This window comes from Actinomadura darangshiensis (genome assembly GCF_004349235.1).
In the GTDB taxonomy this organism is placed as follows: domain Bacteria; phylum Actinomycetota; class Actinomycetes; order Streptosporangiales; family Streptosporangiaceae; genus Spirillospora; species Spirillospora darangshiensis.
The window spans coordinates 1-22,768 of the sequence record NZ_SMKY01000056.1 but is presented as its reverse complement, the minus strand read 5'-3'; the positions used below and the strand labels follow the sequence as shown (position 1 = coordinate 22,768).

Annotated in this window: 20 protein-coding genes; 4 read left to right on the top strand and 16 right to left on the bottom strand. The window is 72.5% G+C overall.

Going from position 1 to position 22,768, the window contains the following annotated elements; all coding sequences use genetic code 11:
• Positions 1–22: 22 nt before the first annotated feature.
• Positions 23–706: a cyclase family protein gene (locus tag E1293_RS15120; protein WP_132198023.1), complete on the bottom strand. Its 684-nt coding sequence runs from the start codon at positions 704–706 to the stop codon at positions 23–25.
• Between the two features lie 45 nt (positions 707–751).
• Here E1293_RS15120 and E1293_RS15115 point away from each other — a divergent pair, with 45 nt between their 5' ends.
• Positions 752–1,579 carry a HipA family kinase gene (locus E1293_RS15115; RefSeq protein WP_132198022.1) on the top strand — a complete coding sequence of 276 codons (828 nt, stop codon included), beginning with the start codon at positions 752–754 and terminating at the stop codon, positions 1,577–1,579.
• The gene (locus tag E1293_RS15110; RefSeq protein WP_132198021.1) at positions 1,576–1,992 is read left to right on the top strand and encodes a DUF3037 domain-containing protein; all 417 of its coding nucleotides are present in this window, start codon (positions 1,576–1,578) and stop codon (positions 1,990–1,992) included. Before E1293_RS15115 ends, E1293_RS15110 begins: the two co-directional genes overlap by 4 nt.
• 3 nt (positions 1,993–1,995) lie before the next feature.
• Here E1293_RS15110 and E1293_RS15105 read toward each other — a convergent pair whose 3' ends face one another.
• From E1293_RS15105 to E1293_RS15055, 11 genes are all read right to left on the bottom strand, one after another.
• The gene (locus tag E1293_RS15105; RefSeq protein ID WP_132198020.1) at positions 1,996–2,904 is read right to left on the bottom strand and encodes a hypothetical protein; all 909 of its coding nucleotides are present in this window, start codon (positions 2,902–2,904) and stop codon (positions 1,996–1,998) included.
• 129 nt (positions 2,905–3,033) lie between these two features.
• Entirely contained in the window at positions 3,034–3,924 is an 891-nt protein-coding gene (locus E1293_RS15100) for a helix-turn-helix domain-containing protein (protein WP_132198019.1), read from the bottom strand.
• 95 nt (positions 3,925–4,019) lie between these two features.
• The gene (locus E1293_RS15095; RefSeq protein WP_132198041.1) at positions 4,020–4,862 is read right to left on the bottom strand and encodes a GNAT family N-acetyltransferase; all 843 of its coding nucleotides are present in this window, start codon (positions 4,860–4,862) and stop codon (positions 4,020–4,022) included.
• A gap of 114 nt (positions 4,863–4,976) precedes the next feature.
• Positions 4,977–6,566 (bottom strand): alpha/beta hydrolase, encoded by a 1,590-nt coding sequence (locus E1293_RS15090; RefSeq protein WP_132198018.1) that lies wholly within the window; start codon positions 6,564–6,566, stop codon positions 4,977–4,979.
• A 152-nt stretch (positions 6,567–6,718) separates the two neighbouring features.
• Positions 6,719–8,314: an alpha/beta hydrolase gene (locus tag E1293_RS15085; RefSeq protein ID WP_243716240.1), complete on the bottom strand. Its 1,596-nt coding sequence runs from the start codon at positions 8,312–8,314 to the stop codon at positions 6,719–6,721.
• 167 nt (positions 8,315–8,481) lie between these two features.
• Positions 8,482–10,143 carry an alpha/beta hydrolase gene (locus E1293_RS15080; protein ID WP_165978232.1) on the bottom strand — a complete coding sequence of 554 codons (1,662 nt, stop codon included), beginning with the start codon at positions 10,141–10,143 and terminating at the stop codon, positions 8,482–8,484.
• 272 nt (positions 10,144–10,415) lie between these two features.
• A complete protein-coding gene (gene ispG / locus E1293_RS15075; protein ID WP_132198015.1) occupies positions 10,416–11,609 on the bottom strand; it encodes a flavodoxin-dependent (E)-4-hydroxy-3-methylbut-2-enyl-diphosphate synthase in 1,194 nt (397 codons plus the stop codon).
• A 115-nt stretch (positions 11,610–11,724) separates the two neighbouring features.
• Complete coding sequence (locus tag E1293_RS15070; protein ID WP_132198014.1) at positions 11,725–12,924, bottom strand: M50 family metallopeptidase; 1,200 nt, start codon at positions 12,922–12,924, stop codon at positions 11,725–11,727.
• Between the two features lie 48 nt (positions 12,925–12,972).
• Positions 12,973–14,211 carry a 1-deoxy-D-xylulose-5-phosphate reductoisomerase gene (gene dxr, locus E1293_RS15065; RefSeq protein WP_132198013.1) on the bottom strand — a complete coding sequence of 413 codons (1,239 nt, stop codon included), beginning with the start codon at positions 14,209–14,211 and terminating at the stop codon, positions 12,973–12,975.
• Positions 14,212–14,219: 8 nt separating this feature from the next.
• On the bottom strand, positions 14,220–14,621 hold the full coding sequence (locus E1293_RS15060) for a winged helix-turn-helix transcriptional regulator (RefSeq protein ID WP_243716239.1): 402 nt from the start codon (positions 14,619–14,621) through the stop codon (positions 14,220–14,222).
• A 76-nt stretch (positions 14,622–14,697) separates the two neighbouring features.
• Positions 14,698–15,576 (bottom strand): sensor histidine kinase, encoded by an 879-nt coding sequence (locus E1293_RS15055; RefSeq protein WP_424923632.1) that lies wholly within the window; start codon positions 15,574–15,576, stop codon positions 14,698–14,700.
• A gap of 435 nt (positions 15,577–16,011) precedes the next feature.
• Between E1293_RS15055 and E1293_RS15050 the strand changes: the two genes are divergently transcribed.
• Entirely contained in the window at positions 16,012–16,398 is a 387-nt protein-coding gene (locus E1293_RS15050; RefSeq protein ID WP_132198011.1) for a hypothetical protein, read from the top strand.
• 36 nt (positions 16,399–16,434) lie between these two features.
• Here the strand turns inward: E1293_RS15050 and E1293_RS15045 are convergent, their stop codons facing one another.
• The 4 genes from E1293_RS15045 to E1293_RS15030 all read right to left on the bottom strand — a co-directional run bounded on the left by E1293_RS15045 (position 16,435) and on the right by E1293_RS15030 (position 21,614).
• Positions 16,435–17,670 carry an ABC transporter substrate-binding protein gene (locus tag E1293_RS15045; protein WP_132198010.1) on the bottom strand — a complete coding sequence of 412 codons (1,236 nt, stop codon included), beginning with the start codon at positions 17,668–17,670 and terminating at the stop codon, positions 16,435–16,437.
• A gap of 470 nt (positions 17,671–18,140) precedes the next feature.
• Positions 18,141–18,506 (bottom strand): hypothetical protein, encoded by a 366-nt coding sequence (locus tag E1293_RS15040; RefSeq protein WP_132198009.1) that lies wholly within the window; start codon positions 18,504–18,506, stop codon positions 18,141–18,143.
• Between the two features lie 223 nt (positions 18,507–18,729).
• Positions 18,730–20,265, bottom strand: coding sequence for a CoA-acylating methylmalonate-semialdehyde dehydrogenase (locus tag E1293_RS15035; RefSeq protein ID WP_132198008.1), 1,536 nt, complete (start codon positions 20,263–20,265; stop codon positions 18,730–18,732).
• Positions 20,262–21,614 (bottom strand): aspartate aminotransferase family protein, encoded by a 1,353-nt coding sequence (locus E1293_RS15030; RefSeq protein WP_132198007.1) that lies wholly within the window; start codon positions 21,612–21,614, stop codon positions 20,262–20,264. The genes E1293_RS15035 and E1293_RS15030 overlap by 4 nt, the downstream gene beginning before the upstream one ends.
• Positions 21,615–21,805: 191 nt before the next feature.
• Between E1293_RS15030 and E1293_RS15020 the strand changes: the two genes are divergently transcribed.
• Positions 21,806–22,768, top strand: a 963-nt coding sequence (locus E1293_RS15020) for a PucR family transcriptional regulator ligand-binding domain-containing protein (RefSeq protein ID WP_207938866.1), incomplete at its 3' end; no start/stop codon positions are given.

Sequence of the window (22,768 nt, the reverse complement as noted above, 5' to 3'; positions counted from 1 at the left end):
ACAGTACGGGGCCGGGCGGGGTTCAGACGAGGACGGCGCGGTCGTCCACCTTGGCGACCGCGCGGACGGGTGCGCCGTCCGCGCCGGAGAGGGCGAGCGGGAAGAGGGAGACCTCGATGGCGCAGCCCGCCGCCTGGGCGGCGGCGAGCCGCGCGAGACCGGTCAGGTTCTCGGCGATCACCGCTCCGGCGCCGCACAGGACGCGGTGGGCGGCCAGGGAGAAGTCGTCCGAGCCGGGCGGCGGGGTGCGGTCCGCGCTGAGCGCGTCGATGCCGACGGTCCGGACCCCGGCGGCCACGATCGCCTCGGTCGTCTCGGGCGCCGGATAGGGGTGGGCCAGGTAGTCGCCGCTCCCCCAGTGGTCCGACCAGCCCGTCGCGATGAGCAGCACGTCGCCGGGTTCGAGGCCGGGCGGGACGGCGTCCGGCGGTATCGGGGCGCGAGGCGGCAGGCCGCGGACGTCCATCACCACGGCCGGGCCGGTGAAGCGCGTCAGCGGCAGCTCGTCCAGCCGGGGCAGCGAGTCGTCGATGTGGAACGGCGCGTCGACGTGCGTGCCGGTCTGCGAGCCCATGTGCAGGCGCAGGACGTTCACGCCCGACTCCGCGGCCGTGAGGGCCGGGACCGCCTCCACCTCCGGGTCGCCCGGATAGACGGGCATGCCCGTGACGATCGGCACCGACAGGTCGACCAGCTCAACACCCATGGAAACGATTATCCCGGCCCGATCCCCAGCCGATAGCGTTGCGACGTGTTGCCACATGTGACCGCCATCCGATACGTGACGCCGCTCCGCGAGGGCGGTTCGCTGCCGGGCGTCGTCGAGGCCGACGACCTCGGCACCTACGTCATGAAGTTCCACGGCGCCGGGCAGGGCCGCAAGGCCCTGATCGCCGAGGTGATCGCCGGTGAGCTGGCGCGCCGGCTCGGCCTGCGGGTGCCCGACCAGGTGCTCATCGACCTCGACCCGGCCATCGGACGGCACGAGCCCGACCCCGACGTGCAGGACCTGCTGAAGGCCAGCCCCGGCTGGAACCTCGGCGTCGACTTCCTGCCCGGGTCGCTCGGCTTCGACCCGCTCGGCTGGAGCCCCGACCCCGGCTTCGCGTCCCGGGTCCTGTGGTTCGACGCGTTCATCGGCAACGTCGACCGCAGCTGGCGCAACCCGAACATGCTCGTCTGGCACGGCGACGTGTGGCTCATCGACCACGGCGCCAGCCTCATCTTCCACCACGCGTGGGCGAACGCGGCCCGGCTGTTCTCCGGCCCGTACGACGTGGACGACCACGTGCTGACCCCGTACGCGGCCGAGCTGGAGGCGGCCGAGGCCGAGCTGGCCCCCAAGATCACCGAGCGGCTGCTGCGCGAGGTGATCGGGCTCGTGCCCGACCGCTGGCTGGAGGGCGAGCCCGCCTTCGCGGGCCCGGCGGCGCTCCGCGACGCCTACCTCGACATCCTGCTGCCGCGCGCCGGCAAGCCGCGCGAGTGGCTGCCCGCGCTGGACGTCAGCGGCCACCGGCCGGACACCTCCGCGCGGCGCGGCGAGAACCGTCCCGGCTGGCTCGGGGGCGCCCCGTGAGCGAGGTCAGGACGACCAACATCAGGACCGCGGGAGAGCCCACGGTGTTCGAGTACGCGGCGCTGCGCGTCGTCCCCCGAGTCGAGCGCGGCGAGGTCATGAACGTGGGCGTGGTGGTGTACTGCCGTGCCCTCGACTACCTGGGCTGCCGATCGCACCTGGACGAGCGCCGGCTGCTCGCCCTCGACCCCTCGCTCGACCTCGCGGGCGTCCGCTCGTCCCTGCGGGCGGTGGACGCGGTGTGCTGCGGCGGCGAGCGCGCGGGCCAGGCCGCCGAGGAGTCGCCTGGCGCGCGTTTCCGCTGGCTGACGGCGCCGCGCAGCACGATCGTCCAGCCGGGGCCGGTGCACGCGGGCCTGACCGGGGATCCCGCGGCCGAGCTCGACCGGCTGCTGGATCTGCTGGTCAGGTAGCCGTCACGTCCACTCCCAGCGGATGCCGTGGTAGCCGGCGGCCATGCCGAACTCGATGAAGTGGGCGCTGTGGTAGCTGGAGACGCGCAGGTCGGCGGAGTCCTTGAGGGCGGTGTGGCCGTCGGGGCGCCAGGTCCGGTAGCAGCGGGCGGGCAGCGTGGCCGGGTGGAACCTGACCTCGATGAGGTACTCGTGCTGCGGGGCGCGGAAGCCGCGGCCCTCCTCGGTCACCGGCGGGCCCGTCTCGTCGAAGCCGAAGCCGTACTCCAGCAGGTAGGTCTCGCCGCGGCCGAGGGCCCGGTCGAACAGCAGCTCGGCGGCGATGAGGCCGCTGGACTCGTCCATCCGGACGCGGCCGAACCGGCAGCCGCGCACGCTGCGCGACGACGGCAGGACGCCCTGCGGGTGGTGGTAGACGGCGATCCAGCGGTCGACGCCGCGCTGCTGGGCCTGGAACACCGCGCGGACGCGGACCTCGCGCATCTCCCGGCGGCGCCCGAGCACGTACTGGTCGTGCAGGCTGAGCCCGGTGAGCTGCCGTTCGCCGCGGTCGCCGATCTCGTCCAGCAGGTCGCGGACGCCCGGCTCGGGACACAGCTCCTCGACCGGCAGCCAGGACCCGGCGGGGCGTTCGGTGGTCGGCTTGAGCAGCGTCAGCAGGGAGTGCCGCGGCAGTTCGAGGATGGCCTCCAGGCCGCGGACGGCGCGCAGCGAGTCGGCCCGCTCGGGCCTGGTCCGGCCGCGCTGCCAGTAGCTCAGGGTGGACAGGCTGACGGCGATGCCCTGCTCCTCCAGGCGGCGCCGCAGCGAGTCGAGGCTCAGCCCCCGCGCCTGGATGGCGGCGTGCAGGGCGACATTGAACGGACCGTACTGGAGGACCTGGAGTAGATCGTCCTCTGCGACACTCTGCACTACCCGGCCTCCGGATCCGCTCCGGCCGGCCCCCGCGTAACGGCCTTGACAAATGCGATCGGCATTGACGCGCTCACTGTAAGGCCCCGCGGCCCCGATGCCAACAGGCAAACCGTCACAACCATGAGGTCAGTGCCACTCCCATTCGATGCCGACGATCCCGCGCCGCACGGCCCCGGCCGCGAGGTTCGCGCTGCCGGACGTGCCGATCCACAGCTCGCCGAGCCGCTGCCGCTGCGCGGTGGTGGTCTCGGCGGTGAAGCCGTAGCAGCGCGCGGGGAGCCGGTCTCCGGCGAACTGGATGATCGCCACGTAGTCGTGGACGGGATGCGGGAAGCGCCGGTCGTAGCTGTCGGCCGGCGGCCCGACCGGTCCGATCTCGTACTCGACGACCGCCGTGTCCCCCGCCGCCAGGACCCGGTCGAAGACCAGCTCGAACGCCACCAGCCCGGCCTCGGCGCGGACCCGGCCGGGGCGGCAGTACCGGACGTCCGCGAGCCCGGCGGCCCCGTCGCCCGCCTGGTGGACGCAGACGACGCGGTCGATGTCGTCGCCCGCGGCGCGCAGGACGGCGCGCACCGACAGCGTCCAGCAGCGGCGGACCTCGTCGACCCGGTAGACGTCGTGGATGCTGAGCCGTTCGAGCCGGTGGTCGCCCGACCGGTCGAGCTGGCCGACGAGGCCCGTGTAGCGCTCGGGGTCGGGCCACAGGTCCCGCACGGTGCGGCCCCGCTCCCCCGCGCCGGGCGGGCCGGCGGTGCGCGCGGCCGGCGCCCGGACGGGCGCGGTGGTGGGGGCGGGGTCGTCCAGCAGTTCGGTGAGCGTGCCGGGCGGCACCTGGAGGATCTCCTCCAGCGCGCCGACCACGGTGCGCGAGCGCGGGCGGCTCCGGCCGCGCTGCCAGTAGCTGAGGGTGGCCACGCTGACGGCCAGCCCCCGCCGGCCGAGCCGGTGGCGGATCCGCTCCAGGGTCAGCCCGCTCGCCTGGATGGCCTGCCGCAACGTCCCGGCGAACTCCACGGCGGGATGCTACCCGCCCGTCAAGATCGATTCAGGTACCGGGGCAGATCAGGCACGCAGCGACAACTCGCCGAGAATCCCAGGAAGCGGACGATTCAGAAGAGGATCGACATGAACGAGCCCAGTTCGCGGAACCCGACCCGCCGGTAGGCCGCCCGCGCCCGCGTGTTGTAGTCGTTGACGTACAGCGACACGGTCGGCGCGATGCCGCGCAGCGCCTCCCGCACCACCGCGGCCATCCCGGTCTCCGACAGACCCTGCCCCCGCAGCTCGGGCGGCACCCACACGCCCTGCACCTGGCAGGCCCGCGGGGTGACCGCGCCGACCTCGGCCTTGAACATGACGCGGCCGTCCTCGATGCGGGCGAACGCGCGGCCGTCGCGGATCAGTTCGGCGACGCGGGCGCGGTAGAGGACCCCGCCGTCGCCCGCGTTCGGCGACACCCCGACCTCCTCGGTGAACATCGCCACGCAGGCCGGGTAGACGGTGTCGAACTCCTCCATGCGGACGCGCCGCACCCCCGCGTCGGCGGGCACGCCGGAGACGGCCGAGGTCGCCATCACCGGCTGCGCCGCCCGGACGGCCCGGGGCGGCCCCCAGTACGGCGCGAGGATCTCCCACAGGTCCCGGACGGCGTCGACGGGCCCGACGATGGACGAGCAGCGCCGCCCCTGGGCCTGGGCCCGCTCGGCGAACGCCCGCACGGCCTCCGGGCCCGCGGCGACCGGGATGAGGTTGGCGCCCGAGTAGCACAGCGAGACCAGCCGCCCGTCGCGCAGGTAGCCCCACATCTGGGCACCGAGGCGCCGCGGGTCGAGCCCCGCCGCGTGCACGCGGGAGCCGACGAACACGTTGGACACCGGGTCGGCGTCCAGGATCGCGAGGGCCTCAGCCCGGTAGCGGTCGTCCAGCACGCGCACCGGCATCGACCCCAGCATGCGCACGGCTACCGGCCTCCGGCCCTCACCATTGAAAGCTCCACAGGCCAAGAATAGGTCGTCCTGGGCCCGCGCACCTCCACCGGCACCGACCTCGCCCGCCCGGGGACCCGCTCAGCGGTGGGCCGCCGTGTGGCCGGCCTTCTTTCCCGCGGCGGGCGCGGGCTCCGGCGCGGCCTTGCACTCGCGGTCCGGGCCGGGCCGGTTCGCGGGCAGCCGGCCGCCGCCGAGGTAGGCGGCGACGGCCCCGTCGACGCACTTGTCGCCGGACAGCGAGACGCCGTGGTTGCGCCCGCCGACCTGGACGAGCAGCCTGGACGTGGGGAACCGGCGGTGCGTCTCCAGCGCGCCCGGGTACGGGGTCGCGGCGTCCTCGGTCGCCTGGACGAGCAGGATCGGCGACAGCGACGGCGTGCCCTGCACCCGCGGCGGCGGGCCGCCCGGCACCGGCCAGAACGCGCAGGGCGCGTTGTACCAGGTGTTGCCCCAGGTCTCGAACCTGTTGCCCTCCCGGTAGAGCCGCTCGCTGTCGGCGTGCCAGCGGCTCCAGTCGCGCGGCCAGGACGCGTCGCGGCACTGGACGGCGTTGTAGACCGTGTAGTTGTTCTGGTCGAGCCGGGGCGGCGGCTGCCACGCCTTGCGCAGCGGCGCCGAGTCGTGCCGGACGGCGAACGCCGACAGAGCGCTCGCGTGCGCGGCCCAGGCGAAGTCGGCGTACCCGTCGGCGAGGAACACGTCGTCCAGCTCGGCCGGGCCGATCTTCCCGCCGATGGGCTTGGCCTTCACCGCGGCCCGCACCTTGGCGTAGGAGTCGGCGACCTTCCGCTCGGTGTTCCCCAGCTTGTAGACCTTGTGGTGGCGGGCGATCCAGGCGAAGTACGCGCGGATGCGCTTCTCGAACGCCACGTTCTGGTCGAGGTTGTCCTGGTACCAGACGCCGCTGGGCTTGACGACGCTGTCGAGCACCATGCGGCGGACCCGTCCGGGGAACATCGTCGCGTACACCGCGCCGAGGTAGGTGCCGTACGAGTAGCCGAAGTAGTTGATCTTCTGCCGGCCGAGGGCGGCGCGGATCGCGTCCATGTCGCGGGCCGCGTCGGCGGTGCCCATGTGCGGGAGCATCTTCCCGTACTTGCGGGCGCAGTCGTCGGCGTAGGCCTTCGCCTTCGCCTTCCAGGCCCGCTCCTCCGCGGCGTTCGCGGGAATGGTGTCGGGCCGCGCGCGCCCCGGGTTCTGGTAGCCCGGGTCGCAGATCATCTCGGGCTTGCTGGCACCGACACCGCGCGGGTCGAACCCGATCCAGTCGTAGGACGCGGCGACCTTGCCGGGCAGCGAGTCGCTGAAGAAGGCCGGGAGGTCGCGTCCGTGCGCGCCCGGCCCGCCCCGGTTGAGCAGCACGACGCCCTGCGACTTGGACGCGGTGTGCCGGGCGCGGGTGAGTTCGAGCGTGATCTGCTCGCCCTTCGGACGCGCGTAGTCGAGCGGCACCCGGACGGACGCGCACTGGAGTCCCTTGAGCCGGGTCCCCTCCACCGGGTCCTTGGCTGGACAGGACTTCCACGCGAGGCCGGCGGGCCGGGGCTCGGGATGGGGCGCGGGACGGGCGGCGGCCGCCGCCGCGGGCGTCCCCAGGGCGGCGGCTCCGAGCGTGACCGCGGCGGCCGCCGTCCCGGCGGCGGCCCTCTTTCCAGCGTCGTTCAGCACCTTGGCTTTCTACCGGCGGCACCGCCCGCGGCGCGGGACCCCGGGGATCCGCGCGATTCCGGCCGGAACCCGGACCAGAGCCGGAAAAGGAACGCGGCGTGCCCGTCCCGTCCCCGCGAGGGAACGGGCCGGGCACGCCGCGGTGCGGACCGCTACGGGCGTCCGACCGGAAGGTCCTTGCCCGCGGCGGCGCGGGCGGCCTTCGCGGTCATGGCCGTCGGGTCGGGATCGTTCAGCGCCGGGACGGCCTTGCAGTAGGCGTCCGGGCCGCGGTGGCCCGCCGGCAGCGCGCCGGTGTCGAGGTACGCCGCGACCTTGTCGTCCAGGCACGCGTTGCCGTTGAGCGTGTTGGCGTGGGTCTTGCCGCCGACCTCGAACACCAGGCGCGAGGACGGGAAGACCTTGTGCATCTCCAGGCCGCCCGCGACCGGGGTCGCCGCGTCCTGCGTGGACTGGACGAGCAGCATGCCCGGCAGGCTCCGGCTGCCCTGGAGCCGGAACTCCGGCCCGCCCTTGAACGGCCAGAAGGCGACCGGGGCGTTGAACCAGACGTTGCTCCACGTGTTGAACCGGTAGCCCTGCTTGTAGAGCTTCTCGGCGTCGCGGTGCCACTTGCTCCAGTTGCGCGGCCAGCGGGCGTCCGCTGCCTGGACGGCGTTGTAGACGGCGAAGCTGTTGTCGTCACCTCCCGCGCTCAGCCAGCCGAGGAGCCCGGAGGCGTCCTCGTTGTTGACCCACGCGGACAGCGCCTCGGCGAACGGGATGTAGTACCCGGTGTTGTAGCCCGCGGACAGGACGATGTCGTCCAGCTCGTCCGGGCCGATCTTGCCGGCGATGGGCGTCTTCTTCGCCGCGGCGCGGACGGCGTAGTACTTCGCCTCGACGGCCTTCTCGCTCTTGCCGAGGTGGTAGACCGAGTCGTACTTGGCGGCCCAGGCCCACCATGCCTTGATGTTGTGCTCGAACGCCTTGTCCTGTTCGAGCTGGGCGTCGTACCAGACCGTCTTCGGGTTGACGTTGCCGTCCAGCACCATGTGCTGCACGCGCTTGGGGAAGAGCGTGGCGTAGGTGGCGCCGAAGTAGGTGCCGTAGGAGAAGCCGTACCAGCTGATCTTCTGCTGGCCGAGCGCGGCGCGGATCGCGTCGACGTCGCGGGCGGCGTCGGTGGTGCGCATGTGCGGCAGCAGCCAGCCGAACTTCTTCGCGCAGTCCTGCGCGTACTTCTTCGACTTGGCGATCCAGGCCTTCTCCTCCTTCCACGAGGACGGGACGTAGTCCGGGCGGATCGGGTCGGAGAAGTTCGGGTCGCAGGTCAGCGCGGGCTTGCTGGAGCCGACGCCGCGCGGGTCGAACCCGATGATGTCGTACTTGGCCGCCACGTCGGCGTGGCCGACGCCGCCCATCCAGCGGGCCAGGGCGGGGGCGTACTCGATGCCGGTGCCGCCGGGGCCGCCCGGGTTCACGAGCAGGACGCCCTTGTAGTCCTTGTCGTCGGTGTGCTTGAAGCGCGACACCGCGATGGAGATCTTGCGTCCGCCCGGCCGGGCGTGGTCGAGGGGCACCTCGACCTGGGCGCACTGGGCGTTGTTCATCGGGTCGTCGGGGCCGCTGACCGCGCACTTGCCCCAGTCGATGCCCTTGGTCGCGGCGGCGCCGGACGGCCCGGTCGCCGCGTTCGCGGAGACGGCGACCCCTGCGCCGCCCGCCGCCATGATCGCCGCGGTCGCGACGATGACGATTCTCTTCACTTGACCCCCTCGGATCGGCGGCTCCGGGGCCCGCCGGGGCCGGAGGGGGGAGCGTCGCCGATGCATGGTGGAAACGGACTGCCTGCGATTGGCGGCCGTGCCGGGCCCCGCGGATCGCTCCGCGGGGCCCTTGCCCTGCACGGCCTGAGCGGCCTGAGCGGCCTGCGTCAGCGGATGACGCCGGCCTCCAGGCGCGCGGCCTTCTGCGCGCCGGCGCCGCTCAGCGTCCTGGCGGACGCGGCGGACGGCGGAGTCGGGTCACCGAGCTGCGGGACGTGCACGGTCCGCTGCTCCGGACGCTTCCCGGTGAGGAAGTAGGCGTCGAAGTAGGCGTCGACCTTGGCGGAGCCGCGGTGCACGATGCAGTGCGTGCGGTCGCCGTCCTGCACGACCAGGCGCGAGCCCTTGAGCCTGCGGTGCATGTCCAGCGCGCCCTCGTACGGCGTGGCCGCGTCCTCGGTCGACTGGAACATCAGGATGTTGCGCGGCAGGTTCCGGGTGTGCCCGATGTTCACCGGCTTGCCGGCCTTGGCGGGCCAGAACAGGCACGGCGCGTTGAACCAGGCGTTGCCCCAGGTCTCGAACGGGTGCTTGGCGTTGATCCGCGTGTTGTCGCGGTGCCACTTGGCCCAGCTGGTCGGCCACTGGACGTCCGTGCACTCGGTGGCGAGGTACATCGCGGTGCCGTTGTCGTCGGCCTCGCCGGACGTCTGGGCGCCGAACGTGCCGGCGAAGGTGGCGGTGTCGCCGGCCTTGTAGGCGGAGAGCCCGGCCGCGTAGCCGTGCCAGACGGCCTGGCTGCGGCGGTAGCCGGCGTTGAGGATGACGTCGGTCAGCTCGTCCGGTCCGACGGCGATCTCCTGGCCGCTGTCGGGGTCGGTGTAGTAGACCGGCTTCTGCTTGAGCTTGCCGCGCAGGTCGTAGAAGAAGTCGCGCACCTTCCGCTGGGTCTTGCCCAGGTGGTACACCGAGTCGTACCTGGCGACCCAGCCGAAGTAGTAGTCGATGTTCTTGTCGAACTGGACGTCCTGCTTGAGGTTGGCGTCGTACCAGGCGTCCGACGGGCCGACGTTGCCGTCGAGCACCATCCTGCCGACGTTGTTCGGGTACATCGTGGCGTACGCGGAACCGAGGTAGGTGCCGTACGAGGCGCCGTAGTAGTCGAGCTTGTCGTTGTTCAGCGCCTGGCGGATCGACTCCATGTCGTTCACCGAGTCGATCGTCTTGACGTGGTCCAGCAGCCCGATCTTGTCGGCCTTGTCGCAGTCCTCGGCATAGCCCTTGGACAGCTTCAGCCAGGTGCTGACGGACTTGCGGTCACCGGTGCCGTAGTCGGGGCGCACGGCGTTGGACCACGTCGGGTCGCACTTGACGGCCGGGACGCTCATGCCGACGCCGCGCGGGTCGAACCCGATGACGTTGTAGGCCTCGCGCATCGGGGCGGAGTTCTGCGCGAACACCCGCGGCCCGAACAGCGCGCCGCCGCCGCCCGGTCCGCCCGGGTTCACGACGATGTCGCCCTTGGCCTTGCCCTTGCCGGTGTGCGGCGTCCTGGTGAGCTGCAGGGTGATCTTCTTGCCCCCCGGCCTGGCGTAGTCGAGCGGAACCGACAGCTCGGCGCACTGCATGATCGTAGAGACCGGGTACAGGGCGTCGTACAGGTCGTGCACCTGCTTGACGAAGTCCGCGGGGCAGGTATGCCACTTCGCGGCGGCGGGGTTGAAGCCTCCGGCCGTTCCGGCGGATGGGCCCGCGGCCTGAGCGCTTGTGGCGGCCAGGCCGGTGAGACCGAGCCCGGCCACCGCGGCCACGACAACGATCCTCTTCACATATCCCCCTATCGTGCCGACTCCGGTTGAGTCAGACATACGGGTAAATGAGTGAAGATTGTGGCGGTTCTGGCATCCAGCCCAACAGGGGCCATCACGAGTGGATGCGGAATTGTGACAAGATCAGCGGAACTCTGTAACACATCCGGACGTTCCGGTCCCGGATGCTCACGCGAGCGCACCGCTCCGCGCACACGAAAAGGCCCCGGGTCGTGAACCCGGGGCCCTTCGTCCGCTACTTCGTCAGCGCATCGGGGTCAGCCGACCACCGGTCAGCCGACCACCACGTCGGCGCCCGGCCCGGAGACCGTCCCGTCCTCGCCGATCTCGATGCCCATGTCGTCGGCGATGCGCATGGCCTCCTCGATCAGCGTCTCGACGATCTGCGCCTCGGGGACGGTCTTGACGACCTCGCCCTTCACGAAGATCTGGCCCTTGCCGTTGCCGGACGCCACGCCGAGGTCGGCCTCGCGCGCCTCGCCCGGCCCGTTCACCACGCAGCCCATCACCGCGACGCGCAGCGGGACCGGGAAGTCCTTCAGCCCGGCGGTGACCTGCTCGGCCAGCGAGTAGACGTCCACCTGCGCGCGGCCGCACGACGGGCAGGAGACGATCTCCAGGCCGCGCTTGCGCAGCCCGAGCGACTCAAGGATGCCGATCCCGACCTTGACCTCCTCGACCGGAGGCGCCGACAGCGACACCCGGATCGTGTCGCCGATCCCCTCGGCCAGCAGCGCGCCGAACGCCACCGCCGACTTGATGGTGCCCTGGAACGCCGGGCCCGCCTCGGTCACGCCCAGGTGCAGCGGGTACTCGCACGCCGCCGCGAGCTTGCGGTACGCCTCGATCATCACGACCGGGTCGTTGTGCTTCACCGAGATCTTGATGTCCCGGAAGCCGTGCTCCTCGAACAGCGAGCACTCCCACAGCGCCGACTCCACCAGCGCGTCGGGGGTGGCCCTGCCGTGCTTCTCCAGCAGCCGCTTGTCGAGGGAGCCGGCGTTCACGCCGATCCGGATCGGGGTGCCCGCGTCCGTCGCGGCCCGCGCGATCTCCCCGATCTTGTCGTCGAACTTCTTGATGTTGCCGGGATTGACCCGGACGGCCGCGCAGCCCGCGTCGATCGCCGCGAACACGTACTTGGGCTGGAAGTGGATGTCGGCGATGACCGGGATCGGCGACTTGCGCGCGATCGCCGGCAGCGCGTCGGCGTCGTCCTGCGAGGGGACGGCGACGCGCACGATCTGGCAGCCGGACGCGGTCAGCTCCGCGATCTGCTGCAGTGTGGCGTTCACGTCGGCGGTGAGGGTCGTGGTCATCGACTGCACCGACACCGGGGCGTCGCCCCCGACCGGAACGGTCCCCACCATGATCTGGCGGGACTTGCGGCGAGGCGCGATCGGACCCGGCTCCCCCTGCCCGTCGCCGTCACCACGGACGCTCGGAATTCCCAGTGAAACGCTCATCCCTCTCCTCTTACTTGCGGCCCCGTACAAAGCCTAAGCGCCCTGCGCGGCTGAGCGGACGTCACCCGCCACTCAAAAATGTGACCATTCGACTACCTGGTGTAAACATTTTGTGTCATTCCGGTAGCTGGAGCGGGTTGAACAGGTCCGCAAGGATCAGCAGCACCCCGAACCCCACCAGCAACAGGACGGCCAGGTATGTCAAGGGCAGCAGCTTCGTCATGTCGACCGTGCCCGGATCCGGCCGCCCCCTGATCCGGTTGACGCCGGCGCGCGCCCGCTCGTACACGACGACGGCGAGGTGCCCGCCGTCCAGCGGCAGGAGCGGCAGGACGTTCAGCGCGCCGAGGAAGATGTTCACCGACACGACCAGCGACAGGAACAGGGCGACCTTGTCCCGGGTGGTGTCGTCGGAGGAGAAGATCTGCCCGGACACCTCGGTCGCGCCGACGACGCTGCCGACCTGGCCGCCGGGCGTGCTCTCCCGCTCCGGCGAGAACAGCTTGGGGATCGCGGTGGGGAGGTCCGCGGCGACCTGGCCGATCCCCTGGACGGTCCGGCCGATGCCGCGTCCGGCGAACACCGCCGCGTTGAGCGGCCCGGTCCGCTCGTATCCGGCGCCGACCACCCGCGCGGACATGCCGACGAACGGCTGGCCGTCCACGTCCGCGAGCGTGATCGGCAGCGTCACCGGCCGCGCGGCCCCCGGCCGCTGGACCGAGACCCGCACCGTCTGGCCCGGCTTCGCCTCGTCGATCGCCTCGGTGAGGTCCTTCCAGTCGCCGACCCGGACTCCGTTGAACGAGACGACGCGGTCACCGGCGCGCAGCCCCGCCTGAGAGGCCGGGGACGGCGGCCGGTCCCCGCCGCAGTCGCTCGTCATCGCGGCGGGCACGCACGGGGTGACCTTGTCGACCGTGCTCGTCACGGTGCCGGACTCGCGCACGCCGATCGTCATGGCCATCGCCATGAGCAGCAGGAACGCGAACACGAAGTTGGCGACGACGCCGGCCCCGATGACGACCGCGCGCCGCCCGGCGGGCTGCCGGTAGAAGGCGCGCGGCCGGTCCGCCGCGTCGATCTCCTCCAGCGGCGTGTAGCCGACGATCTTGACGAAGCCGCCCAGCGGGACCGCCTTCACGCCGTACTCGGTCTCGCCCCGGCGGGTGGACCAGAGGGTCGGGCCGAAACCCACGAAGTACTGGGTGGCCTTCATCCCGTACCGCTTGGCGGTGAGCAGGTGCCCGCCCTCGTGGAGCATCACCGACAGCAGCAGCGCGACCACGAACGCCACCGCGCCGAAGAAGAAGGCCATCCGGGATCCCCTCTGGGGCTCGCCCCGGGGGGGGTGGTCCCCCCGGGGTCAGTCGGTTCCGGTCAGTTCCCTGGTCCTGCTCCGTGCCCACCCGTCGGCCGCGAGGACGTCGTCCAGCGTCAGGTCCCCGGGCGTGCCCGAACCGTGCTCCTCCACTACCCGCGCGATCGTGTCGACTATCCCGAGGAACGGGAGCCGTCCCGCGCGGAACGCGTCCACACATTCCTCGTTGGCGGCGTTGTAAACGGCCGGGACGGTCCCGCCCAGCTCACCGGCGCGGCGCGCCAGCGCGACGGCGGGGAACGCCTCGCCGTCGAGCGGGGACAGCTCCCAGGTGTGCGCCTTCGTCCAGTCGACGCCGGGCGCCGCGTCCGGGACGCGGTCGGGCCAGTCGATGCCGAGCGCGATCGGCAGCCGCATGTCGGGCGGGCTCGCCTGCGCGAGGGTGGAGCCGTCGGTGAACTCGACCATCGAGTGGATGACCGACTGCGGGTGCACCATGACCTCGATCCGGTCCATCGGGACGTCGAACAGCAGGTGCGCCTCGATGACCTCCAGGCCCTTGTTGACCAGGGTCGCGGAGTTGATGGTGATGACCGGGCCCATCTCCCAGGTGGGGTGCTTCATCGCCTGCTCGGGCGTGACGCCGGCGAGCTCGGCGCGGCTCCGCCCGCGGAACGGGCCGCCGCTCGCGGTCAGCACGAGCCGCCGCACCTCCCGCGCGGTGCCGCCGCGCAGGCACTGGGCGAGCGCCGAGTGCTCGGAGTCGACCGGGACGAGCTGCCCCGGCCGCGCCCGCTCCTTGACCAGGGGCCCGCCGACGATGAGCGACTCCTTGTTGGCGAGGGCGAGCGTCCGTCCCGCGTCCAGCGCGGCCAGCGTCGAGGCGAGGCCGAGCGCGCCGGTCACCCCGTTCAGCACGACCTCGCACCGCCAGGCCGCGACCTCGGCGACCGCGTCCGGGCCCGCCACGATCTTGGGGATCGGGAAGTCGCCGGAGGCGTAGCCGCGCCGCTTGGCCTCGGCGTAGAAGGCGAGCTGGAGTTCCTGCGCGGCGGACGCCTTCGCCACCGCGACGATCTCGGGACGGAACTCCAGCGCCTGCTCGGCGAGCAGCCCCACCCGGCCCCCGCCCGCCGCGAGCCCGGTCACCCGGAACCGGCCGGGGTTGCGGCGGATCACGTCCAGCGCCTGGGTGCCGATCGAACCGGTGGAGCCGAGGACGACGATTTCGCGGGCGCCCGCGTCGGGGCCTGAGGGAGACTTCACCGGTCCATTGTCGGGCATCGCCCCGCTCAGGTCTCGCCGTCGTCGTAGGCGCGCCGCGACCGCTCGACCTTCTCCAGGTTCACCGCGGACCACTCGGCGAGCGTCGCGAACAGCGGCGCCAGGCTGCGGCCCAGCTCGCTGATCTCGTACTCGACACGAGGCGGGACCTCCGGGTGGTAGGTGCGGACGACGAGCCCGTCGCGCTCCAGCTGCCGGAGCCGCTGCGTCAGCACCTTCGGCGTGATCGAGGCGATGCGGCGCTGCAGCTCGACGAACCGCTGGCGCCCGTACTCGTGCAGCGTCCAGAGGATCGGGGTCGTCCACCGGCTGAACACGATGTCGACGACCGGAGCGATCGGGCAGGCCAGCCCGGGGTCGAGCGCCTCGCCGCTCTTGACGTTCCCCATCACGCCCCCACGGGTAGTCACTTTCCCCAAGCTACCGACTATACCCAGGACGCCGGCGCCCCCCCGCCTCGGGCCCTCCGAGCTTCGCCGCCGCAAGTCAACGGGGTTCGGGGGTGGCGAGGGGGAGTCGGAGGACGAGGCGGGTGCCGTAGGTGCCGTCGGCCACGTACAGGGTGCCGCCGTGGGCTACGACGATCTGGCGTGCGATCGCCAGGCCGAGGCCGCTGCCGCCCTTGTCGCGGCTGCGCGCGGTGTCGAGCCGGGAGAAGCGCTCGAAGACGCGGTCGCGGTCGGCGGGCGGGATGCCGGGTCCGTCGTCATGCACCTCGAGGACGGCCTCCGCACCGTCCGCGCGCGCCTCGACCTCGACCCGCTCGGCGGCGTAGCGCTCGGCGTTGGCGAGCAGGTTGTACACGGCGCGCACGAGACGCGGCCGGCTGCCCATCACCACGACGCCCGGCTCCACCTTGACGGCGGTCGGGACGGACGCGGCGCGGCGGCCGACCTCGCCCTCCACCAGCATGCCGAGGTCGATGCGCTCCCGGTCGGGCAGGTCGCCGGAGTCGAGGCGGGCGAGGATGAGCAGGTCGTCGACGATGTGGTGCAGCCGGTCGATGTCGGCCAGCGAGTGCCACAGGGTCTCGGCGGCGTCGCCGTCCTCGGGCGCGGCGAGGGCCAGCTCGATGCGGGTCCGCAGGCCGGTGAGCGGCGTGCGCAGCTCGTGCGAGGCGTCGGCGATGAACGAGCGCCGCTGCAGCGCCGCCGACTCCAGCCGGGCGAGCAGCGCGTTGACCTGGCCGGCCAGCCGCTCGGTGTCGTCGCCGGTGGACGGCACGGCTACCCGCAGGCCCAGGTCGGCGTCGTCGAGTTCCGCCAGCTCGCGCCGCAGGCTCCGCACCGGCCGCAGCGTCCGGGCGGCGACGCGGCGGGCGCCCCAGGCGGTCAGCCCGAGGACGCCCGCGGCGAGCAGGAGCATGACGGCGGCGAGCACCGCCGGGCGGCCGGCATCGGCGAGCAGGGCCAGCGCGGCGGCCGCGACGGCGACCGCGGCCAGCAGCGGGGAGCCGAGCGCGGTGACCATCAGTAGGGTCGCGCGCGCCCGCACCGGGCGGGGCCCGCGCGGCCGGACGCGCCGGGGACCGACGTTCCTGGCCGACATGCCTCCTTTGTACGCAACGGCCACCCAAAGGACGGCAAAGCCGCTGGTCGCCGACCGTATGGCCCTGGTCTGCAAAGCCCCTGGTCCAGGCGTTTTCGGGGTCCGCGCGGCGGCCCGTAGCCGGATCGGGCGCGACCGGCCCCGGCGACACGTGAGGCTTTGCCGCTCTTTTCACTTTCGGTAACGGGCACCACACGCTCCCCCGCCTATAAAGGAGTGACGTGAACCGACTCCCGCCGGGGGGATGGAGACATGGGCCAGACGGACGAGCAGGTCGTCGACCCTGGGGGGCTGAGCACGGCTCAGCGCCTCGGCGACGCGTGCGTCGTCTGCCGCAAGAGGTGGCCCCGGCCGCGCGTCCGCGTCGGCCGCCTGCCGGACTCGTCCGGGGTGTTCGCGTGCGACGACTGCGCACCGGCCCCGCCGGTACCCCGCGCACGGCGGGGCCTCCGGGAGCCGTTCACGGACGCCGGGCGGCCGGCCGGGGAGCCGCCGCCCGCGCCGGCGACGGCGCCGGCCGCCGTCGCCATGGAGGTCTCTCCAAGGAGAAGGGTGACCTGGGCCTTCGGGGGGAAGCCCGGGACCACCCGGCAGGCGCGCCCGGCTGGGGGCGGCCGGGCGCGCCGGAGAGACCTCTGACCCCTGCCGGTGACTCCTGCCAGGCCCCGCCGGCCGTCAGGCCCTCGTCGACCTGATCCAGGTCCGGGTCCACTCGGCGTAGTCGGTGCAGTCCTCGTCGTCCTTTTCGTCCTCGTCCTTGCCCGCGCGGCACGCCTTCGACGGCGCGTGCGCAAAGATGATCTTGTCGAGGTAGTCCCGGTCGCCGACGTGGTAGGCGGCGCAGAAGCCGGACTTGAGCCGGTCGCCCGAGCACGCCTGCGGGTTGGCGGGCGCCACCCCGGTCCACTCGGCGACCTGCTGCTGGACGTCCGGCGAGGCCGTCCACTGCAGCCACTGGTACATGCAGTTGGGGTGCTGGACGCGGGCGCCGATCATCCACGCGTCCATCCACCCGGTCGCGCCCTCGGACGGGACGACGCCCTGGACGGGCCGGGACGCGCGGTTCAGCACGTCCACGTGGTAGGGCCACCCCTGGCCGAGCACGGCCCGCCCGCCGGCGAACGCGCTGACGGCGTCGGCCGGGAGCTCCCAGTACTGCTGGACGTAGGGGCGCTGCTCGGCCAGCACCCGCCCCGCGGCGGCGAGCTGCCTGCGCGTCAGCGAGAACGGGTCGCGGATCTTGAGCTTGCGCTCCTTGCCCTTCAGGTAGAGCGCGGCCTCGGCGATGGCGAGCGGGCTGTCGCGCATGACGAGCTTGCCGGAGAACCGGCGGGCCTGGCCGGGGTCGAAGAGCGCCGCCCAGCTCGACGGCTGCGGGACGGTCCGGGTGTCGTACAGCAGCAGGTTGGAGCCCCACACGTACGGGATGCCGTAGTGCTTGCCGTCGCGCTCCAGCAGCTTGCGGAGCTTCGGCTCCAGCTTCTTGTAGCCGTCCACGAGGTCGGGGTTGATCGGGACGACCTGGTTGTCCTCGACCAGTCGCCCGGCGACCTCGGGCGGCGCGGCGACGCCGTCGTACCGGCGGTCCTTGTCCCGCATGAGGTCGGCCATCTCCTCGGGCGTCTGCACGGTCTTCAGGCCGACCTTGCAGTTGGTGCGCTCCTGGAACGGGGTGACCCAGTCGACGCGCGGGTCGGTGCTGCCGCTCTCGACCGAGCCGGGCAGCGTGACCAGGTTCAGCGCACCCTCGCCCGGGCCGAGGGTGCTCGCCACCTTGGCGACGCCGACCGGCTTCTCGTCCTCCCCGCTGCAGGCGCCGAGCCCCGCCGCGGCCAGCGCCGCGGCCGCCGCCACGGCCGCCGCCGCCTTGACCCGTCCCGGCATCACCCGTGCCGTGGCCTTCAGCCGCATGTCGCTCCCGATCCGTGCGCAGGGCCCTCCCCCTCGTGAACGGGCCCGTCGGCGCAGCGTAGCGTCTCCGGAACGGCCGGGCGGCGCGCACCCGCCCCGCGGCGGCGCTCCCCGCACCCGCCGGCCGCCATTCCGTCGGTCCCCGGCGGCATTGACGAATTTATCGCCGGTCCGCCGGAACAAATCCCGCCGAGCGGGCGCCGGCGCATCGGGAATTACCAAAGATCGCGACTCGGGTGCGTCGGCAAACGTTTCCCGGAGGTAAGAACTCCGTTACCAATGGCCCCACCCTTTGCTGTCGCAATTCGGGGCGGCGTGTCAACGAAGAAACCGCCGGGGCCCCGGGGGACGGTGGGTGCTGGCGTCCGCGCCATACACGGAGGTTGCCGGAGAGGGATATGGCGCGGGCTTCCGTCGTGCCCGGGGCCGCGGCGGCACCGGTGTGCGTGGCGAGGTTGGGGAACAGCGGATCACCGTGCGGTGCTGCCTGGCCACGCGATCACCGGTACCCGGCCGAACGGCGGCGGTGTGACGCCCTCGAGACGGAGGAGATTCGAGGGACGCCGCACGTCCGGACGGGTGTCGCGGGACGGCCGCGCTGGGCCGCCGTGGGGTGCCGGCCCGCCGGCCGGCCGCCGCCTGGGGGCGGCGTGCTTGACCACCTCGATCCGTGCGATGAGCCGCTGCGGGGTGTCGGCCTCCAGGAAGTCGCCGACGTCGCGGTCCTTGGGCGGCAGTGCCCACCAGTGGCCGGTGCGCAGGCCGAACCAAATGGTCCAGCCCGGGAATCGCCTTCCGAGCGCGTCCACCTCTGCGGCGTGGTCGCCTGCGGTCATAGCGCGGCTCTCCTGCACATCCGGCTCCATCGGGCCGTACGGCCCCTGGACCTCGTGTTTCTGACTGCCGACCCTGACTTTTTGAATTCGTCCCAATAAATGGAGACAGTCAGATTGTGTCGCCGGTCACAGAGCCAGTCAATGGGTGGCGCCATTATTCGTCCGCACACGTATGACGAAAATCAACGACGAAAAACGGCGCCGGTAGGAAATTCCCGAACGCTCAGCCGCCGGTGGGGAAGCCCAGGTTCACCCCGCCGTGGCTCCCGGGGGGCGGTGGGGCGTAGCCATGGGGGTGAGACGCAGCGAGCCAGCGCGAGGTCACGGCCTTGGTGCGGGTGTAGAAGTGGACGCCCTCCATCCCGTGGACATGGCTGTCGCCGAACAGGGAGTCCTTCCAGCCGCCGAACGAGTAGTAGGCCATCGGCACCGGAATCGGCACGTTCACGCCGACCATGCCGACCTCCACCTCGTTCTGGAAGCGGCGCGCCGCCCCGCCGTCGCCGGTGAAGATCGCTGTCCCGTTGCCGTACGGGTTGGCGGAGATCAGCTCCATCGCGTCCTCGTAGGAGCCGGACCGCACCACCGACAGGACCGGGCCGAAGATCTCGTCCTTGTAGGCGTCCATGTCCGGGGTGACGTGGTCGAGGACGGTCGGGCCGAGCCAGAACCCGCCGCCCGCGCCGCCGAGGACGTCCGGGTCGCGCCCGTCGACGGCGAGCGTCGCCCCCTGCGCGACACCGCCGTCCAGGTAGGAGGCGACCTTGTCGCGGTGCGCCTCGGTGACGAGCGGGCCCATCTCCGACGCGGGGTCGTCGCCAGGGCCGACCCTGAGCCTGCCGACCCGCTCGCGGATCCTGGCCATCAGCTCGTCGCCGACCGGGTCCACGGCGACGACGACGGAGATCGCCATGCACCGCTCCCCCGCCGACCCGAACCCGGCGGACACCGCGGCGTCCGCGGCGAGGTCGAGATCGGCGTCCGGCAGCACGAGCATGTGGTTCTTCGCGCCGCCGAGCGCCTGCACCCGCTTGCCGTTCGCCGCCGCCGTCTCGTAGATGCGGCGCGCGATGGGCGTGGAGCCGACGAAGCTGACCGCCTTGACGTCCGGGTGGTGCAGCAGCCCGTCCACCGCGGCCTTGTCGCCGTGCAGGACGTTGAAGACGCCGTCCGGCAGGCCCGCCTCGGCCCACAGCTCGGCGAGCCGCACCGACGCCGACGGGTCCTTCTCCGACGGCTTCAGCACGAACGTGTTCCCGCACGCGACCGCCACCGGGAACATCCACATCGGGACCATCGCCGGGAAGTTGAACGGGGTGATCCCGGCGGCCACCCCGACCGGCTGCAGGATCGAGTAGGCGTCCACCCGCGTCGAGACGTTCTCGGAGAAGCCGCCCTTGAGCAGGTGCGGGATCCCGCAGGCGAACTCGACGACCTCCAGGCCGCGGGCCACCTCGCCGGCCGCGTCCGAGACCACCTTGCCGTGCTCGGACGAGATCAGCCGCGCCAGCTCGTCGCGGTGCGCGCCGACCAGCTCGCGGAACCTGAACAGCACCTTCGTGCGCTGCGAGAGCGAGGCGTCCCGCCAGCCGGGGAACGCGGCCTTCGCGGCGGCCACGGCCGCGTCGACCTCGGCCCGCGAGGCGAAGTCGACCGTCCCGGCGAGGCGCCCGGAGGCGGGCTCGTAGATGTCGCCGCGCCGCGCGGACTCCCCGTCGAACGGCTTCCCGCCGATCCAGTGCGTGACGTGCTTGGTCATCCGGCTGCTCCATCCTTGTGGGGGGACGACCCCCCGCGCCCCCCGGCAACGGCGGTGTCGCTCACGGCTTCGAGGGATGCGATCAGGATGCCGAGGCCCTCGGCGGCCTCGTCGTCGGTCAGGGTCATCGGCGGCGCCATGCGCACCACATTGCCGTACAGGCCGCCCTTGCCGACGAGCAGCCCCCGCTCCCGGGCCGCCTCCATCAGCGCGGCGGCGAGCGGCGGGCTCGGCTCGCCGGTGCCCGGGTCGGCCAGCTCGATCGCGAACATCAGGCCCTTGCCCCGGACGTCCTTGACGACGGGGAACCGGCCGGCCGCCGCCGCCAGCCCGCCGATGATCGTCGCGCCCTGCCGCGCCGCGTTGGCCTGCAGGTCGTGGTCCAGGACATGGTCGAGCGTCGCGTTCGCGGCGGCCATCGAGACCGGGTTGCCGCCGAACGTGGAGATGCCGACCGCGTGCAGGCCGTCCATGAGGTCGCCGCGTGCGACGACGCCGCCGACCGCGAAGCCGTTCCCGAGGCCCTTCGCGAACGTGATCGCGTCCGGGGTCACACCGTGGTTGTCGATGCCCCAGAAGCCCTGGCCCGTCCGCCCCCAGCCTGTCTGCACCTCGTCGGAGACGAACAGGATCCCGAACTCGTCCAGGACGCGCTTGTACGCGGCGAACAGCCCGTCCGGCGGCATCGTGAAGCCGCCGACGCCCTGGATCGGCTCGGCGATCAGCGCGGCGACGTCCCCGCCGGTCGCGGTGGCGATCACGTGCCGGAGGTCCTGCGCGCACGCGTCGATGTACTGCTCGTCCGTCATTCCGGCGAACTGCGGCAGGTGCCGGTCGGCGCCGTGCAGGAAGTGGACGTCCAGCGGCGAGAACGACACGTTCGTCCAGGCCCGGTTGCCGGTGACGCCCGCCGCGGCGAACGACCGGCCGTGGTAGCTCTGCCGCATCGCGAGGACCTGGCCGCTGCGCCGGGCGTAGGCGGCGAGCAGCAGCGCCGTCTCGTTGGCCTCGGTCCCGGAATTGGTGAAGAACACCTTCGCGTCCGGGATGCCGGACAGCCGGGCGATCTTCTCGGCCAGCTCCACCTGCCCGCGCAGCAGGTACGCGGTGGATGTGTGCACGACGCCGGTGGCCAGCTGCCGCTCCACCGCGTCCCGCACCTCGGGCACGTCGTACCCGAGCATGTTCGTCAGGATGCCGGTGAAGAAGTCGAGGTAGCCGTTGCCCTCGGCGTCGGTCACGCGGTTGCCCTTGGCGCCGACGATCTCGATGGGGTCCGTGTAGTTGAGCGCCATCCACGACGGCATGACCGCCCGGTGGCGCCGGAGCAGGTTCGCGTGTTCCGACATGGCACAAGTCTCGGTCGCGCGGACGGCCGCGGCCACCCGCAGAGTGTCACGACCGCGCAATTCCGGTTAACGGTCTGCTGGCGCCGAGCGGAGCCCGTCGATTGGAGGGTGGGGGCTGGAGGACGGTCGCTGACACGGTGTAACGAGTGGATCACCGCCGCTGACACCCTGTCCGGATATCATCGCCGGTGATGCTGCCCACTGTCGACGACGTCCTCCAGCTCGACGCGGTACGCCGCGGCCAGCCGCACGTCGTCGCGGGCGCGGACCGCACCGGCAACCGGGTCCGCTGGGTGCACGTCGCCGAGGTCACCGACATCGCGCACCTGCTGCACGGCGGCGAGCTCGTCCTCACGACCGGGATCGCGCTGCCGGACGAGCCGGAACGGCTGCGCGCCTACATCGGCGACCTCGCCGAGGTCGGCGTCAGCGGGCTGATGATCGAGCTGGGCCGGCGCTACGCCAGCGTGCTGCCGGCCGCGCTGATCGCCGCCGCCGAGGAGTACCGCCTCCCGGTGGTCGTGCTGGCGCACGAGCCCGCGTTCGTCGACATCACCGAGTCCGTGCACGCCCGGATCCTGCAGGAGCAGTTCGCCGAGCTGCGCGCCTCCGAGCAGCTGCACGAGATCTTCACCCAGCTGTCGGTCGAGGGCGCCTCCACCGACGAGGTCGTCCGGCAGGTCGCGGCGCTCGGCGGGCACCCGGTCGTGCTGGAGAACCTCGCCCACCAGGTGCTCGCCGCGGACGCCGGCGCGGCCGACCCGGCGGAGCTGCTGTCGGCATGGGAGACGCGGTCGCGCGCCGTCCGGCCCGGCCGCCGCACCGGCTACGACGCGACGTCCGGCTGGCTGGTCACCATGGTCGGCGCGCGCGGCGAGGACTGGGGACGGCTGATCATCGACCTCGGCTCGCCGCCGTCGCCGCGGGAGACCGTCCTGATCGAGCGGGCCGCCACCACGCTCGCGCTCGGCCGGCTGCTCGACCGGCACGCCGAGAGCGTCGAGCGGCAGGCGCACGGGACGATCATCGCCCGCATCCTCGCGCACGCCTACTCCGACCCGCAGGAGGCCGCCGCCCGCGCGCGGGCCCTCGGCGTCCCGCTGTCGGGCCGGCGGCTGCTCGGCGCGGTGCTGCGCCACCGCGGCCCCGCCACC